This window comes from uncultured Nisaea sp. (genome assembly GCF_963974195.1).
In the GTDB taxonomy this organism is placed as follows: Bacteria; Pseudomonadota; Alphaproteobacteria; order Thalassobaculales; family Thalassobaculaceae; genus Nisaea.
Genome location: NZ_CAXBDC010000045.1, coordinates 1 through 14,104, shown reverse-complemented (window position 1 = coordinate 14,104; position 14,104 = coordinate 1). Strand labels below are relative to the sequence as shown.

The following is a 14,104-nucleotide window of genomic DNA, read 5'->3' as shown; positions in this document are numbered from 1 at the left end:
TAGGCCTATAGTGGTCTGATGGACAATAAGTCATTGAGCGGAAAGACGCAGTTGAGGGCAAAGGTCACATCGCGGCGGGTACGAACCCGGGCCGCCATGGCGGTTTGTGGCCTGCTGCTGGCGCTGCTTGCAGCATGCGCGGCGCAGCGCCCCCTGTCAGACCCGATGGTCTTCAACCGGGACGATGCGGCCGAGGTGTTTTCCGCCGGCTTCGAAGGCATCACCAGCTTCTATCTCGAAGAGACGGACCTGCCGTCACTCGCCGTCGCCGGCCTCGCCGGACTGAGCACCCTGGATGACAGCATCAGCGTCACGGACCGGGAAGAGCTGATCGTTGTCGCCCGCAACGGACATGAAGTCGCCGCCCTCTCCGTCCCGGATGCGGATGACGTTGCCCGCTGGAGCATGCTTATGGCGGCCGCGGTCGATAGCGGACGCCAGGTCTCCGACACGCTCCGGGAGGCACCGCCCGAAGTGCTTTACGACGCGATTTTCAAGGGCGCCCTGCGGGACCTTGACCGGTTCTCCAGATACACAACCGCTGCCGCTGCCAATCGGAACCGCGCACACCGCCGCGGATATTCAGGCGTCGGTATCCTGCTGTTCGAGAATCACGGCAAGGTCTACATCGAAGAAGTCTACGAGGACGGCCCCGCCGCCCGTAGCGGCCTTCAGGTCGGGGACAGCATCGTCGCGATAGATGGCACGACGATCGATGGACTCGACGCCGTGGCCGTCTCCGATCTGCTGCGCGGCCCCAGCGGCAGCGAAGTCCGGGTGACGACGACAAGCGACGAGATTCACAGGACCGCCGTAGTCACACGCGCGCCGGTGATCGAACAGACCGTATTCTCAAGCCAGAAGGGCAACACCGCCTATTTCGAGATCCGCAGCTTCAATGAGGATACGGCCGCCAGTCTTGCCCGCAAGATTGGACAGGCGGCAACCCAGGCCGGGCCGTCTATGAACGGCATTATCCTTGATTTCAGGAATAACCGGGGCGGCGTCCTCAGGGACGCCATCTCCATCGCCGATCTCTTCATTCAGGACGGACGGATACTCCTCACCAAGGGCCGTCACCCCCGTTCGGTAAAGGAATTTACCGCGCACAACCCGGACATTGCCGTCGGCATGCCTCTGATCCTGCTGATCAATCACAGCTCGGCATCGGCATCGGAAGTGGTCGCCGGCGCGCTGCAGGACAGTGGCCGCGCCGTTCTTATCGGCGGCCGGACCTATGGCAAGGGTACCGTGCAGATGATCGTCCGGCTGCCAAACGAGGGAGAGCTGATCATCACATGGGCCCGCATGTACACGCCGTCGGGATATCCGATCGGACCGTTCGGGGTCTATCCGACGATCTGCACGGATGAAATCGAGGACCCGTCCCTGCAGCATGTTGCCAGCACGGCCCGTACAGCGGCCGCACGCGCCCGCGAGTTGCTCCGGCTACGCCGGATAGCACAGGACCTTGATGACAGCATCCAGCAGGCCTTGCTCGGGCGCTGCGGCGATCGCAAGCCCACTCAGGGCGAGGAAGATCTGGATCTCGCGCTCGCCCTGAGGCTTTTGGGAGAACGCAGTCTTTTCGACCGTGCCTTTGAAGCGTCCCTTATCGCCTCGCAATGGCCTGCAAAAACGCAATAACAGCCTCGGATAAAAGCCTCCGGATCTCCGCTTGACAGAGCCTGTTATATGGATATGTTTGCGGCCTTCTAATTCACTTTGCACGATGGGGAACGGCCATGGCCAAGCCCGCGACAGTTTTGATCAAGCTCGTCAGCACCGCTGACACCGGTTTCTTCTACGTAACCAAGAAGAATCCGCGCACCCAGACCGAGAAACTTCAGCTCAAGAAGTATGACCCGGTCGTGCGCAAGCATGTGCTTTTCAAGGAATCCAAGATCAAATAAGCATCACTGCTTATGATTTCTTGAACGGGTCGCCTTGGCGGCCCGTTTTGCATTTCAGGGATACAAATCAGAGATGCGGCGTTAATCGGCTTCCGGAATATCGGAGACGACTCGGTTGCGTCCTGTATTCTTCGCGCCATAAAGCGCCTTGTCCGCGCGCTTCATCAGGTCCTCGACAGACTTGTCCTCGCCCGTGCGCATGGTCAGGCCAATACTGATATTGACAGTGACAGGCTCGTCAACGCCATCGCAGGACACGTGGGTATCCGCGACGCGGCGGCGCAGCCGTTCGGCCACGGCCTCGGCGAATTCCTCCGACGTATCCGGCATCACGACGACGAATTCCTCACCGCCGATCCGCGCGATCATATCGACGGATCTCAGACTGTTGATCAAAGCTTCCGCGACGGCCTGCAGCACCTTGTCGCCGACAAGATGCCCGTGCGTGTCGTTAACGATCTTGAAGTGATCGATGTCGAGCATCAGGAGCGCCAGCGGCTTGCGGCGTTCAACCGCATTATCCATCAACCCTTTCAGATAGGTCTCCAGATAGCGCCGGTTATAAAGCCCCGTGAGGCTGTCTATGAGCGCCATGGACAAGGAGCGCTCATAACTGTCGCGCAGCCGGTCCTGGAAGCGCCGCCGGCGGATCTGCGTGCGGGTGCGTGCCGCCAGCTCGTTCTTGTCCAGCGGCTTCATGATGTAATCGTTCGCGCCCAGATCAAGCGCCTTCGCAAGCTTGTCGATCTGGTCGATTTCGCCGGTCATCAATATGGGGATCTGACGTGTCCGCTCCGTTGAGCGGAACTGGGACACCAGCCGCAACGCGTCTTCATCCTCGAGATTGAGGCTGCAGACGATCAGCTCGATATCTTCTTTCGCCGCGATTTCGCGCGCCTGCACGGCCCCGGCGCAGGTGAAGACAATGTTGTCGTCCCGGTTCAGAATGTTCTGCGTGTTCGTTGCGTCGATGGGATTGTCTTCGATCAGAAGAACGCGGCCAGCCCGGTAATCCATGGCCAGGCCGTTCATTCCGGTTTCGAGGACACCGAAATGAGCCGAGGTCTGCTCTCTCAGCAGCCACTCGTCGACCATGACCTTCAGCCGCAGCAGGGACCGGACCCGCGCGAACAAAGCGGTATCGTCGACCGGCTTGGTCAGAAAATCGTCCGCCCCGGCTTCAAGTCCCCGAACCCTGTCGGACGGATCGCTGAGCGCGGTGACCATGATCACCGGCAGATGCGCGGTCGCCGGGTTGGCCCGGATTCTCTTGCAGACCTCGAAACCGTCTATGCCCGGCATCATCACATCGAGCAACACGATATCGGGCGTGTCCGACTGGATGATTTCCAGAGCGTCGGGACCATTCGTAGCCGTTCGAACATCAAAATATTCGCTCATCAGCTTGGCTTCGAGCAATTTGATATTCGGCAGGACGTCGTCAACGACGAGTACACGTCCGGGCATGGCAGTCTATCCGAGGAATTTCTGAACGGTCTCCAGGAAATGACTCACTGAAATCGGTTTGGCAATATATGCCTCACAGCCGCCTTCCCTGATCTTTTCCTCGTCGCCCTTCATGGCAAAAGCCGTAACGGCGATGACGGGGATGGAGTTCAGATCGTCGTCTTCCTTGATCCATTTCGTGACCTCCAGCCCCGAGACCTCGGGCAGCTGGATATCCATCAGGATCAGATCCGGACGCTTCTCCCGCGCGATTTTCAATGCTTCCATGCCATCGCGCGTACCGAGAATATTGTATCCGTGCGCCTCCAGCAGATCGTGGAACAGCTTCATGTTGAGCTCGTTATCCTCAACGATGAGTACTGTTTTTTCGACCGACGTTTCTGTCGTCACTACGTCCTCCATCCGACCCGCTGGTTCGGGCTCACCGCCCGGTTACCCTCTATGCCATAAAGGCAGGGTAAAAAATAATATCTTACAAATGAATAAACAGTCTAAACCCTTCCAGCGCAAGACACCAATGAACTAAGCGGAGCTGGGGATGAGGCAGTCGGGGCCATCCGGTTTCAGGATCGGGATTGATCTCGGGGGAACGAAGACCGAAACGGTCGCGCTCAGCCCCTCCGGTGAGGTTGTCGCGCAGGAAAGAGTGCCGACGATCAAGGGCGATTACGCAGCCACGATCTCGACCATTTCCGGCCTGGTAAATCGTACCGAAGCCCTTATCGGCCAGACATGCACAGTCGGAATCGGCATGCCTGGCGCGGCCTCGCGGGATACCGGGCTTGTCAAGAACGCCAACTCGACCTGGCTGATCGGAAAGCCGCTTCAAAAAGATCTGGAAGACGCCCTGAGCCGTCCCGTCCGGCTGCAGAACGACGCCAACTGCTTCGCCGTATCCGAGGCTATCGATGGCGCGGGCAAGGGAGCCGAAATCGTCTTCGGGGTCATCCTCGGCACCGGTGTCGGCGCGGGAATAGCCATCCGCGGCACATGCCTTGAGGGCCGCAATGCCATCGCCGGCGAATGGGGACATAACCCGTTGCCCGCACCGATGGACGATGAACGTCCGGGCCCCCTCTGCTATTGCGGACGGCATGGTTGTATCGAGACATTTCTCTCCGGCCCGGCATTCGAACGGCAATATGCCGAAGCCGGTGGAGATGAAATCACCGCACGCGACATAGAAGCCTTGGCTGCAGCCGGGAACCCGCGTGCCGATGCCGCTCTCGGAAAATATGAAGAACGGCTCGCGCGGGCCCTCGCCCATGTCGTCAATATTCTGGACCCTGACGTCATTGTTCTTGGCGGGGGACTGTCCAATATCCGCAGGCTCTACGACACAGTCCCGAGGCTATGGGAGCCGCATGTATTTTCGGATAGTGTGAAAACCAGATTAAGCCCTCCCCTGCATGGCGATTCGAGTGGCGTCAGGGGAGCGGCGTGGCTTTGGCCGCCATCGCTTTAGAGAATGGCCGGCCGCGATGGCCGCAACGGGGCAATGAGCATGACCGAGCATGCATCCGATAGCCCGGTTTTATGCCGGGATTGTTTTGCCTGGCTGCCAGGGACAGTCATGCATGGAGATGCACGCTGCCCGAAATGCGGCTCGCCCCGCATGATCGGCCATCCCGAGCTTCGCGCCCTTGCCATCGCCCATATCGATTGCGATGCATTCTATGCCACCGTGGAGAAGCGCGACAATCCCGAGCTTCGCAGCAAACCGGTGATCGTCGGGGGCGGACGCCGGGGGGTGGTCTCCGCCGCCTGCTATGTCGCCCGAACCTATGGCGTCCGCTCCGCGATGCCGATGTTCAAGGCACTCCAGGCCTGTCCCAATGCCGTCGTCATCAAGCCCGACATGCAAAAATACAGTCGTGTCGGCAAGCAGATCCGCGAGTTGATGTTGTCCGTCACCCCGATGATCGAGCCGATCTCCATCGATGAGGCGTTTCTCGACCTCACCGGAACCGAGAGACTGCACCATGCGCCGCCTTCGGAGACCCTGTGCCGGCTCGTCGCCCGGATAGAGAAGGAGACCGGGATCACCGCGTCGATCGGGCTCAGCTACAACAAGTTCCTGGCCAAAGTGGCTTCCGATCTGGACAAGCCCCGGGGCTTTGCCATTGTCGGCCAGGAGGAGGCCCCCGCTTTCCTGAAGGGTCGCCCCGTCACCACGATCTGGGGCGTGGGACGGTCCCTGCACGAAAAATTGCGGAGCGACGGCATCGAAACCGTCGGCCATCTGCAGGGTATGGAAGAAGCCGCCCTGATCCGCCGCTATGGCAGCATCGGCGCACGCCTGGCCCGTTTCTCACACGGCCGGGACGACCGGAAGATCGAGCCTCGGTCACCAGCCAAGAGTGTCTCCTGCGAGACCACTTTCTCTGATGACATCTCGAATTTTGATGAACTCGACCATATTCTCTGGAGCCTTTGCGAGGAGCTCTCCTCCCGCCTTAAAACCAAAGCCCTCAGCGGCAGAACCATTGTATTGAAACTGAAGACGGCGGATTTCAAGGGCATCACCCGGCAGGTCCATCACCATGGCTCCACCCAGATGGCGGACACACTCTACCGGGCCGGCAAGCGCCTGCTCGAACGCGAAACCGATGGCCGTAAATTCCGACTGATGGGCATAGGGGTTTCCGACCTGACCGATCCGGACGGGGCAGACCTGCCCGATCTGGCGGACCCTGGGATGGAGCATCGCCGGAAGGTGGAACACGCCATGGACGCCGTCCGGGCGAAACTCGGCACGAAGGCTATCGAGAAAGGCCGCAGCTTCAAGAAAGCTGCCGAGAAGCAGGGTATCAGCGCCCGCATGTCCGAAGAAAGTGACAGCGATAGCTGAACGGGCGGGATACTCCTCCTGTCAACAGCCACCCGGTTTGAAACGCTCCAGACGCTCCAGCGCGACGTTCACCGTGAATTCCTTGAAATGAATTTCAAGCCGGCGGGCGATACCGTTTTCGTGCAGATCCACGGCAAGTTCGTAATCCGGTGACTCTGTCTTGTTTTCCGGTCCATAGAAGGCCAGCCTGACCGGCCAGTAAGGCCCGGAGATCAGCGGATCCTCCTCCCCCTCGGGAACAACCTTCAGGCCGATGGCGGCGGAAACAAACCCTGCCGGCTCAAATTCCGAGCCGTCAAACAGCGATGCCGAAAAGAACTTCTCGCCGTTCGCTATTTTCTCCAGCAGGGCAATGGTGTGCTGGCTTGGGAACATAACGTCGGACGGCAATTCCATCTCGACCTGCTCCGGCTCCGTGAAGCCTGCCGTGACCGAGCCGGACGAAGACCGCTGGGCCAGACCTTCCAGGGCTTCGCCGCCACCGGCGCCAAAATCCTTGTTCACGATGAACCGGAATGATGAGCCGTCCTTGGCCTCCCAGGTCGTCATGGTGGAATCGACGCTGTGCGCCATCCCCTCGGCATTTTCCAGGATCATCAGATTTCGTTGATTGATCGCCCAGCCATCGCACGTATCCCGCCACTCGAAGGCCATCTTCCCGCCCACGGCAACCACATCGGTCCCTCCGGGCGTGCCCTTCAGGGAAAGCCGGTAAAGCGCCTTGTGCGGTACAATCTGACCCACGGCAGCCGCCGAAGCCGGCATCGGTCCGGGCATCTGCATCGCGGCAACAACACCGAAAAGCAATGCGGTCAGTTTAAGAACAGGTTTCAAACGGCCCTCCTTCAGGTTTGCGGAGCCCGGCATTAATGCCACGGAGAGGACCCGGCACAGCTTGCCCCGTACCCGGCAAATCCTTCCGCCTCTCCACCAATATGGCCCGGCGCCCGGAAATTGTAACCGGCCACGGATAAAATTTTACGCTTATTTTCAAAGACTTCTAAAAAATATCCTGTCTGGCACACCCCATGCACTCCTTGGTGGCGTGAAACAACAGACAGGTGGTGTGACATGCCGAACCTCATGCACCCGCAGACTCAGGAACTGGAAGACACGGGCTTGACGAACGCTTTCGCAAATCTTGATGTCGGCAACCTTCTCTCCCGGATGCCGGCGGATATCGCGAACAGGGCTTCTCAGATCGTTAAAGACGAAGATCTGAATGACACTGAAATCGCGCTGCGTCTCGCCATGATCGCCATGACGGAAGCGGAGAACCGCATCGCCCGTCAGGAAAAGCGGATTGCATTCCTCGAAGGTCTGTCCGTCACCGATGAACTTACCGGGCTGCTGAACCGGCGCGGTTTCAGCGACCGCCTGCAGAGCGCGCTCGCCGCGGCGAAACGTCAGGGATTGACCGGCGCAATGTTGCTGATCGACCTCGACAAGTTCAAAGCCGTCAACGACACCTACGGCCACATGGCTGGCGACGCACTTCTGGTCACCGTCGCGCGCATTCTCCAGTCTCGGACCCGCGAGACCGACAGCATTGCGCGTCTTGGTGGCGACGAGTTCGCGGTCATCATGCCGGGAGCTGACGACGACGAAGCCGCTGCACGCATTGCAGCGCTGGACGAAGAACTGAATACGCGGACCCTGCAGTGGAACGGGTCCTCCATCCACCTTCACGCGAGTGTCGGTCACGACGCCTACAGTCAGGACGACACCGAAACCGAATTGCTCGACAGGGTCGACCGCGCAATGTACGCGCGGAAGCAAAACAGTCCGTTTACGGCGCTGTAATCGCCCCTGCCTTGCAACCTACTTGTCGATACGGGCATTTGCCTCCTCTGTCGGCAAGCACCCAGAGCAAACCTAAGGGAGCTGAGCAATCAGCTCCCTTTTTTTCGTTCCGCCAAGACGCCTCCGGTTGCCCGGCGGAACGGAAATGCCTAGGTTCTGCCTGACGACGACAGCGTGTCTCCACCAGTTGCAGCCGTTCATTCCGATGCATCGATAGGAACAAGCCGCATGGCTTATCTCTTTCTCGCCCTCGCCATTTTCGCCGAAGTGATCGGCACAATGGCCCTGAAGGCGACAAACGGTTTTACGGTCATTCTACCGTCCGCCATCGTTCTTGTTGCCTACACGGCAGCCTTCGTCCTGCTCAGCTTTTGCCTGCGCGAAATTCCCGTCGGTATCGCCTACGGGATATGGGCTGGCATCGGGATTGTACTGGTGACCGTGGCCGGAGCCGCAATCTACAAGCAGATCCCGGACTTCCCGGCCATTATCGGACTGCTGCTGATCGTTGCCGGTGTCACGGTTATTCACGTCTTCTCAAAAACCACCGGGCATTAAAAAACACCCGGTCAAGGAACCGGGTGTGGTTTCAGATCAGAAAAACGGAAGAGGAGCGGACGCTGGCACGGCTCTCCGGGTCAATTCGTGACTTTAGCCGCCCAGGCTTTCTTGCCGGAAACCGGTCCGAGCGCGGATGCCATGGCGATCGCCTCCCGGCCCGTGAAGGGGCCGACAGCCACACGATGCCACATGTTGCCTTTGAGCCGCACGGACATGATCACCGGCGTCTGAATCACGCTGGCAGTCGACTCTATCGGGGCGAGCATCTCTTTAAGATGCTCCGCGCGCGCCAGATCCCGGAAAGACCCCAGCATCACGAAGTGATCCGCAAGATGCGCCATCCCCTGTTCCGCCATCCGGCGTGAACCCGGCTTCTGCACGGGCAGAGCCATCGTCTCTGCCGCGCTGGCTTGCATACCGGTGGCGGCGGAGGCAGTGGCAGTGGCGACAACAGGCGCAGCCACATCCGGCACCACTGACCAGCTGGGCAGTTGAGACGATTGCAAATCCAGCGGGGTATCGACGGAAACAACACGCTGCAGCTCAATTGGCTTCAACGAATGCCTCCCGTCCACGGGGGCAAACCCGGAGAGAGTCAGATCGTTAAGCGGCGCCAAGCCCTCGCTGATGGCGGAAGGGGCTGCGTTCAGGTTGCCTTTTTTCTCAACCGCCGCAAGCAGCGCTGCGGAAGAACCTGTATCCGCATCTTGCGTCCCGACGCTGGAATCCGTTCCGAACAGCGACGCAGTCATGATCGTCGTTCCGGACATCGTACCTTTGGGAATCGACTCCCGGTCCACCCAGTCGTCGGCATCGCCCGGGTAATACGCCACGAGCTCCGTCATGGGCTTGGAACTCTCGTCATCATAGGCGCGGCACGGCTGGTCGCCGAAAACAACGCGCAACATCGAGCAGTCTTCATCGGCGGCAGCGGAAATGACGTAATCGGACGGCGTTTTCCCGGTGGCAAAAAGCGCGAGACCGGAAAAACCAGTCGTTGCCAGACTGATGGCAGGAGGAATCACCGGAAGGCACCCACACAACAGCACTGGTAGCATTGCCGCCACGAGACCGCGCCGCATATCGATTTCCCTGCAAAAAATCAAAGACTTATAGAGCGTAACTCTACCTGCAACTCAAAAAATAGGCAACCCTCGCAATTTACGTCTAATTATCGCTCCGTTTCCGATCCTTTATGCGCTCAAATCGGGAAGCTGTTTTGGCTCAAAGGCAGCATTCCGCTATACGGGTTTTCCGTGTATTGAAATCCTCATGACTGTTATTACCGATACCGATGCGCTCTCCGCCGTCTGTGCCGAGTTCGCCAAAGAGGACTTCGTGACAATCGACACGGAGTTCATGCGTGAAAAAACCTACTATCCCCAGCTCTGCCTGGTTCAGTTAGGGATCGACGAAAAGGCTGTCGCCATCGACACCCTGGCGGAAGGGCTTGATCTCGCGCCGCTTGTCGATCTGCTGAAAAACAGGGATGTGCTGAAGGTCTTCCACGCCGCCCGGCAAGATCTGGAGATTTTCTACCATCTTTGCGGAGAGCTCCCGGCGCCGGTTTTCGACACCCAGGTCGCCGGCATGATCTGTGGCTTCGGCGACTCAGTCTCTTACGACAAGCTGGTGCAGAGCCTGACAGGCGTCCAGCTGGACAAGAGCTCGCGGTTCGCTGACTGGTCCCATCGCCCTCTCAGCGAGAAGCAGATCGGCTATGCCCTGGCCGACGTCATCCACCTCCGGCCGGTCTACCGTGCCCTGGTGGACAGCATCGAGAAATCCGGCCGCGCCGAATGGATTGCCGAAGAAGTCGAGAAAATGTCCGAGCCGGCACTATACGACCCGGATCCCGACACCGTCTGGCAGCGCCTCAAGGTCCGCAGCGGGAAACCCAAATTTCTTGCCGTATTGCAGCAGATCGCGGCATTCCGTGAACGCGAGGCACGGCAGCGGGACGTTCCGCGCAACAGGATCCTGCGCGACGATGTTCTGATGGATATCGCTGCCCATGCGCCGACAACACCCGAAGAGTTGGCCCGCACCCGGACCTTCAATGCGCAGGTTGCGAATGGCCGCCTGGGTCAGGAGATCATCAAGGTCGTCAGCAAGGGCCTGTCCCTGCCGAACGATGCCTGCCCCAAACTGCCGACCAAGAACGACAAGCGTGAAGCGCCGGGTCCGATCGTCGAGCTGTTGAAGGTGCTGCTGAAAATCCGCTCTGACGAAGAGAAAGTTGCCGCCCGCCTGATTGCAAATACCGCCGACATCGAAAGCATCGCCCTGGATGACAACGCGGATGTCCCTGCCCTGACCGGCTGGCGCCGTGACCTGTTCGGCGCGGATGCGATCAATCTCAAGCACGGCCGGATCGGACTGACCGCGGAAGCCGGAAAAATCAAATTGATGCGTCTCTGACAGAGACGCATCGGCCTTCTCCGGCCGCTTAATGTTCGATCCGGATTTCCTGACCAAGCGCTTCCGAAAGCGCCGCGATCCGCCGCGTCACCACGTCACCGGCAAGCCCGCCCTGATGGCCGTGCATGCTGATGACGAAGCCGCGCTCGCCGACCATGTCCCGCTCCCGCTCAAGACGGGCACTTTCGAGCAATTCCGTCGCGCCGCCTGAAAGCGTCAGCGCAAGCCGCAAGGCAAGCCCGACCCGATAGGCTAGGTCCCGGCGACGGAGCGACAGCAGTTTGCGGACCCGCTGCCCCCCCTCCTCTTCAATCCCGCCGGTGTAACGGGCAAGGATGGCATAGGCGAGGAACACCCGGTCGGCATGGTTCATCCCGACGACAGGAAGCCTCAGCACCCGGATGAAGGCATGCTCACCCCGGTAGCTCGGGTGCTCGCCCCAGGCAAAATCGCTCAGAATGCATGCGGCCCGGATCAAGCGCTGCTCCGATGCGGGAACATCCTCGAAAAACGGTGCGATCCAGCGTTCCAGAACTTCCGGATGGGGGCTGAACCTGCTGCTCTTCCGTGCGATATCCATGCAGCTATCGACCAAAGGATCGCGAGACTGCTCCCCTTGCGGCAGGCGGTCATAGAGACAGCCCTCACGCAAACCGAAGGAGGAGAAGACAACCTGCCGCGCGCGGCCAAGCTCGATGACCCGCTTCAGAACCAGTGCGGTCACGGGAAGTTTTTCGACACGGCGCTTCGAGACCGCATCAAGCGCCCGTAAATCCTTCCGGCCCATCCGCGTGATCTCGTCGAGGAAGCGAACAGCCTCCTCGGCGCCGATTGCATAATGATGGATAACAGCCAGCGGATAGTCCGTCAGTTCCATGTGGGCACGCGCAAGGCTACGCCAGGCACCACCAACCGCGAACAGATCGCGATCCGCCATTGCGTCAAGCCAGAGCACGCCGCTCAGGGTCGAGTCGATCTTGTCCGTCAGCTCGTCCCTGTTCTGCCGGGTGAGCTCACCGAGCCGGAGCGGGCCGAGGGGCGTCGTCTCGAAACGGCGGGCCTTGTTATCCCGGACATCCACCAGCTCAAGGCTACCGCCGCCAAGATCGCCGACAATGCCGTCCGCATCAGGGAACGCGCTGATCACCCCAAGCGCGGAGAGCCGGGCTTCCTCGTCGCCTGACAGAACCATCACGCGGATGCCGAAGCGGCTTTCAATCTCGGAGACGAATTCAGCACCGTTCCGGGCATCGCGCACGGCCGCCGTCGCCAGAACCCTGACCTCCGCGACCTGCATGCCCCTGGCTATGGTGAAATAGCGCTCCAGATTTTCCATCGCCGAGCGGACGCCCTGCTCGGAGAGATGACCGGTTTCCTGCAATCCGGCGCCAAGACCGCAGAGGGCCTTCTCGTTGAAAAGAGGGATCGGCATACGGCCGTCGCCTTCGAAAACAACCAGCCGTATGGAGTTGGAGCCGATATCAAGCACGCCGACGAGACCACTCCGGTCTGTACCGGAGTTGGAGATCCAGTCGTCTTGAGAAAAGGAAACCGACAAACTTTATTCCGAGCCGCTCAACTTCTTGGGCATCTCATTCGACCGCTTCAGAGCACTGCCGCGGCCGGACAGGCTCGGATTGGTCATGAAATATTTATGTGCCGAGAACGCTCCCGCACCGGCAGCGACCCGAACATAGTGACCATCGGGTTCCGCGATCCAGGAATTGGTCTCGTCCTTCAAATTCGCCACCATGATCTGATCCAGAACCTGGCGGTGAACCGTCCGGTTTTCAATCGGGACGAAATGCTCGACCCGGCGATCCAGATTACGTGTCATCCAGTCAGCGGAGGACATGTACACTTTCGCCTGATCGGAGGGAAGCTTCCGGCCATTGCCAAAGCAGAAAATCCGCGAATGCTCAAGGAACCGGCCCACGATGCTGAGAACGTGGATGTTCTCGGACAATCCCGGCACGCCTGGACGCAGACAGCAGATGCCGCGGATCACCAGCTCGATTTTGACGCCCTCGTTCGAGGCCCGGTACAGCATGTCGATCAGATCCGGATCGACCAACGAATTCATCTTCGCCCAGATCGTCGCCGGTTTGCCTTGCCGGGCAAACTCGATCTCCGTCTCGACCAGCTCATGCACCTTCTGGCGCATGGTGAGCGGTGACAGGGAAAGCTTGTCCATCTGCTGCGGCGTCGCATAACCGGTCATGTAATTGAACATGCGCGCGGCATCGCGGCACAAAACCGGATCGCAGGTGAAGAAGGAGAGATCGGTATAGATCTTCGCCGTGATCGGGTGATAGTTGCCGGTACCGAAATGCACGTAGTTGCGCAGGCCGTTGCCTTCACGCCGGACCACCAGCGAGATCTTCGCGTGGGTCTTCAGATCCACGAAACCGTAAACCACCTGAACGCCCGCGCGCTCCAGATCGCGCGCCAGCCGGATATTCGCTTCCTCATCGAACCGGGCCTTCAGCTCGACCATCGCAGTGACGGACTTGCCGGCCTCTGCCGCCTCGATCAGTGCATTGACGATCGGGCTGCCCTTGGAGGTCCGGTAAAGCGTCTGCTTGATAGAGACCACCGCCGGGTCCGCCGCCGCCTGGCGCAGGAACTGGACGACAACGTCGAAGCTCTCATAAGGGTGGTGGACAACAATGTCCTTGGCCCGGATCGCCGCCAGACAATCACCGCCAAAATCACGGATACGCTCCGGGAAGCGCGGGTTGAACGGCTTCCAGAGCAGGTCCGGGCGCTCGCTGACGATCAACTGGGACAGGTCCGCAAGGCCAACCATCTCGTCGAGCGTGAAGAGATCCTCTTTCGCCACCTTCATCTCATCGACGACAAAGTTCCGGAGATCTTCCGGCATGTCCTTGTTCATCGAGAGCCGGATAACGTTACCGCGCCGGCGGCGTTTCAGTGCCGATTCGAACGACAGGACGAGATCCTCGGCCTCTTCGTCCACTTCCATTTCACTGTCGCGCAGGACCCGGAAGATACCGTGTCCGGCGACGGTGAAATTCGGGAACAGCTGATCGACATGCTCGATGATCACCTGCTCGATGGCGATGAA

Annotated in this window: 13 protein-coding genes; 7 read left to right on the top strand and 6 right to left on the bottom strand. The window is 59.7% G+C overall.

The features are described 5' to 3' along the window. Positions 1-33: 33 nt before the first annotated feature. Together AAC126_RS11585 and rpmG are read left to right on the top strand one after the other, a co-directional pair. Entirely contained in the window at positions 34-1,647 is a 1,614-nt protein-coding gene (locus AAC126_RS11585) for a S41 family peptidase (protein ID WP_339853492.1), read from the top strand. A gap of 98 nt (positions 1,648-1,745) precedes the next feature. After that, complete coding sequence (gene rpmG, locus AAC126_RS11580; RefSeq protein WP_339853491.1) at positions 1,746-1,913, top strand: 50S ribosomal protein L33; 168 nt, start codon at positions 1,746-1,748, stop codon at positions 1,911-1,913. 81 nt (positions 1,914-1,994) lie between these two features. On the opposite strand, the gene AAC126_RS11575 is transcribed toward rpmG, so the two are convergent. Together AAC126_RS11575 and AAC126_RS11570 are read right to left on the bottom strand one after the other, a co-directional pair. Beyond that, a complete protein-coding gene (locus AAC126_RS11575) occupies positions 1,995-3,380 on the bottom strand; it encodes a PleD family two-component system response regulator (RefSeq protein ID WP_339853489.1) in 1,386 nt (461 codons plus the stop codon). A 6-nt stretch (positions 3,381-3,386) separates the two neighbouring features. Then, positions 3,387-3,770: a response regulator gene (locus AAC126_RS11570; RefSeq protein WP_339853488.1), complete on the bottom strand. Its 384-nt coding sequence runs from the start codon at positions 3,768-3,770 to the stop codon at positions 3,387-3,389. A gap of 148 nt (positions 3,771-3,918) precedes the next feature. Here AAC126_RS11570 and AAC126_RS11565 point away from each other — a divergent pair, with 148 nt between their 5' ends. After that, positions 3,919-4,845, top strand: a complete 927-nt coding sequence (locus AAC126_RS11565) for an ROK family protein (protein WP_339853486.1) — start codon at positions 3,919-3,921, stop codon at positions 4,843-4,845. A 39-nt stretch (positions 4,846-4,884) separates the two neighbouring features. Continuing rightward, complete coding sequence (locus tag AAC126_RS11560; protein WP_339853485.1) at positions 4,885-6,231, top strand: DNA polymerase IV; 1,347 nt, start codon at positions 4,885-4,887, stop codon at positions 6,229-6,231. Positions 6,232-6,252: 21 nt separating this feature from the next. Here the strand turns inward: AAC126_RS11560 and AAC126_RS11555 are convergent, their stop codons facing one another. Next, positions 6,253-7,065: a DUF1849 family protein gene (locus tag AAC126_RS11555; RefSeq protein WP_339853483.1), complete on the bottom strand. Its 813-nt coding sequence runs from the start codon at positions 7,063-7,065 to the stop codon at positions 6,253-6,255. Positions 7,066-7,302: 237 nt separating this feature from the next. Between AAC126_RS11555 and AAC126_RS11550 the strand changes: the two genes are divergently transcribed. Together AAC126_RS11550 and AAC126_RS11545 are read left to right on the top strand one after the other, a co-directional pair. After that, positions 7,303-8,034, top strand: coding sequence for a GGDEF domain-containing protein (locus AAC126_RS11550; protein WP_339853481.1), 732 nt, complete (start codon positions 7,303-7,305; stop codon positions 8,032-8,034). Positions 8,035-8,262: 228 nt separating this feature from the next. Continuing rightward, positions 8,263-8,592, top strand: coding sequence for an SMR family transporter (locus AAC126_RS11545; protein ID WP_339853479.1), 330 nt, complete (start codon positions 8,263-8,265; stop codon positions 8,590-8,592). An 80-nt stretch (positions 8,593-8,672) separates the two neighbouring features. Here AAC126_RS11545 and AAC126_RS11540 read toward each other — a convergent pair whose 3' ends face one another. Continuing rightward, positions 8,673-9,677 (bottom strand): SPOR domain-containing protein, encoded by a 1,005-nt coding sequence (locus tag AAC126_RS11540; protein ID WP_339853477.1) that lies wholly within the window; start codon positions 9,675-9,677, stop codon positions 8,673-8,675. 190 nt (positions 9,678-9,867) lie between these two features. Between AAC126_RS11540 and rnd the strand changes: the two genes are divergently transcribed. Next, positions 9,868-11,016: a ribonuclease D gene (rnd, locus tag AAC126_RS11535; RefSeq protein ID WP_339853475.1), complete on the top strand. Its 1,149-nt coding sequence runs from the start codon at positions 9,868-9,870 to the stop codon at positions 11,014-11,016. Between the two features lie 28 nt (positions 11,017-11,044). On the opposite strand, the gene AAC126_RS11530 is transcribed toward rnd, so the two are convergent. After that, positions 11,045-12,574: a Ppx/GppA family phosphatase gene (locus AAC126_RS11530; protein ID WP_339853473.1), complete on the bottom strand. Its 1,530-nt coding sequence runs from the start codon at positions 12,572-12,574 to the stop codon at positions 11,045-11,047. Positions 12,575-12,577: 3 nt separating this feature from the next. After that, the coding region (locus tag AAC126_RS11525; protein ID WP_339853471.1) for an RNA degradosome polyphosphate kinase at positions 12,578-14,104 on the bottom strand (1,527 nt) is incomplete at its 5' end.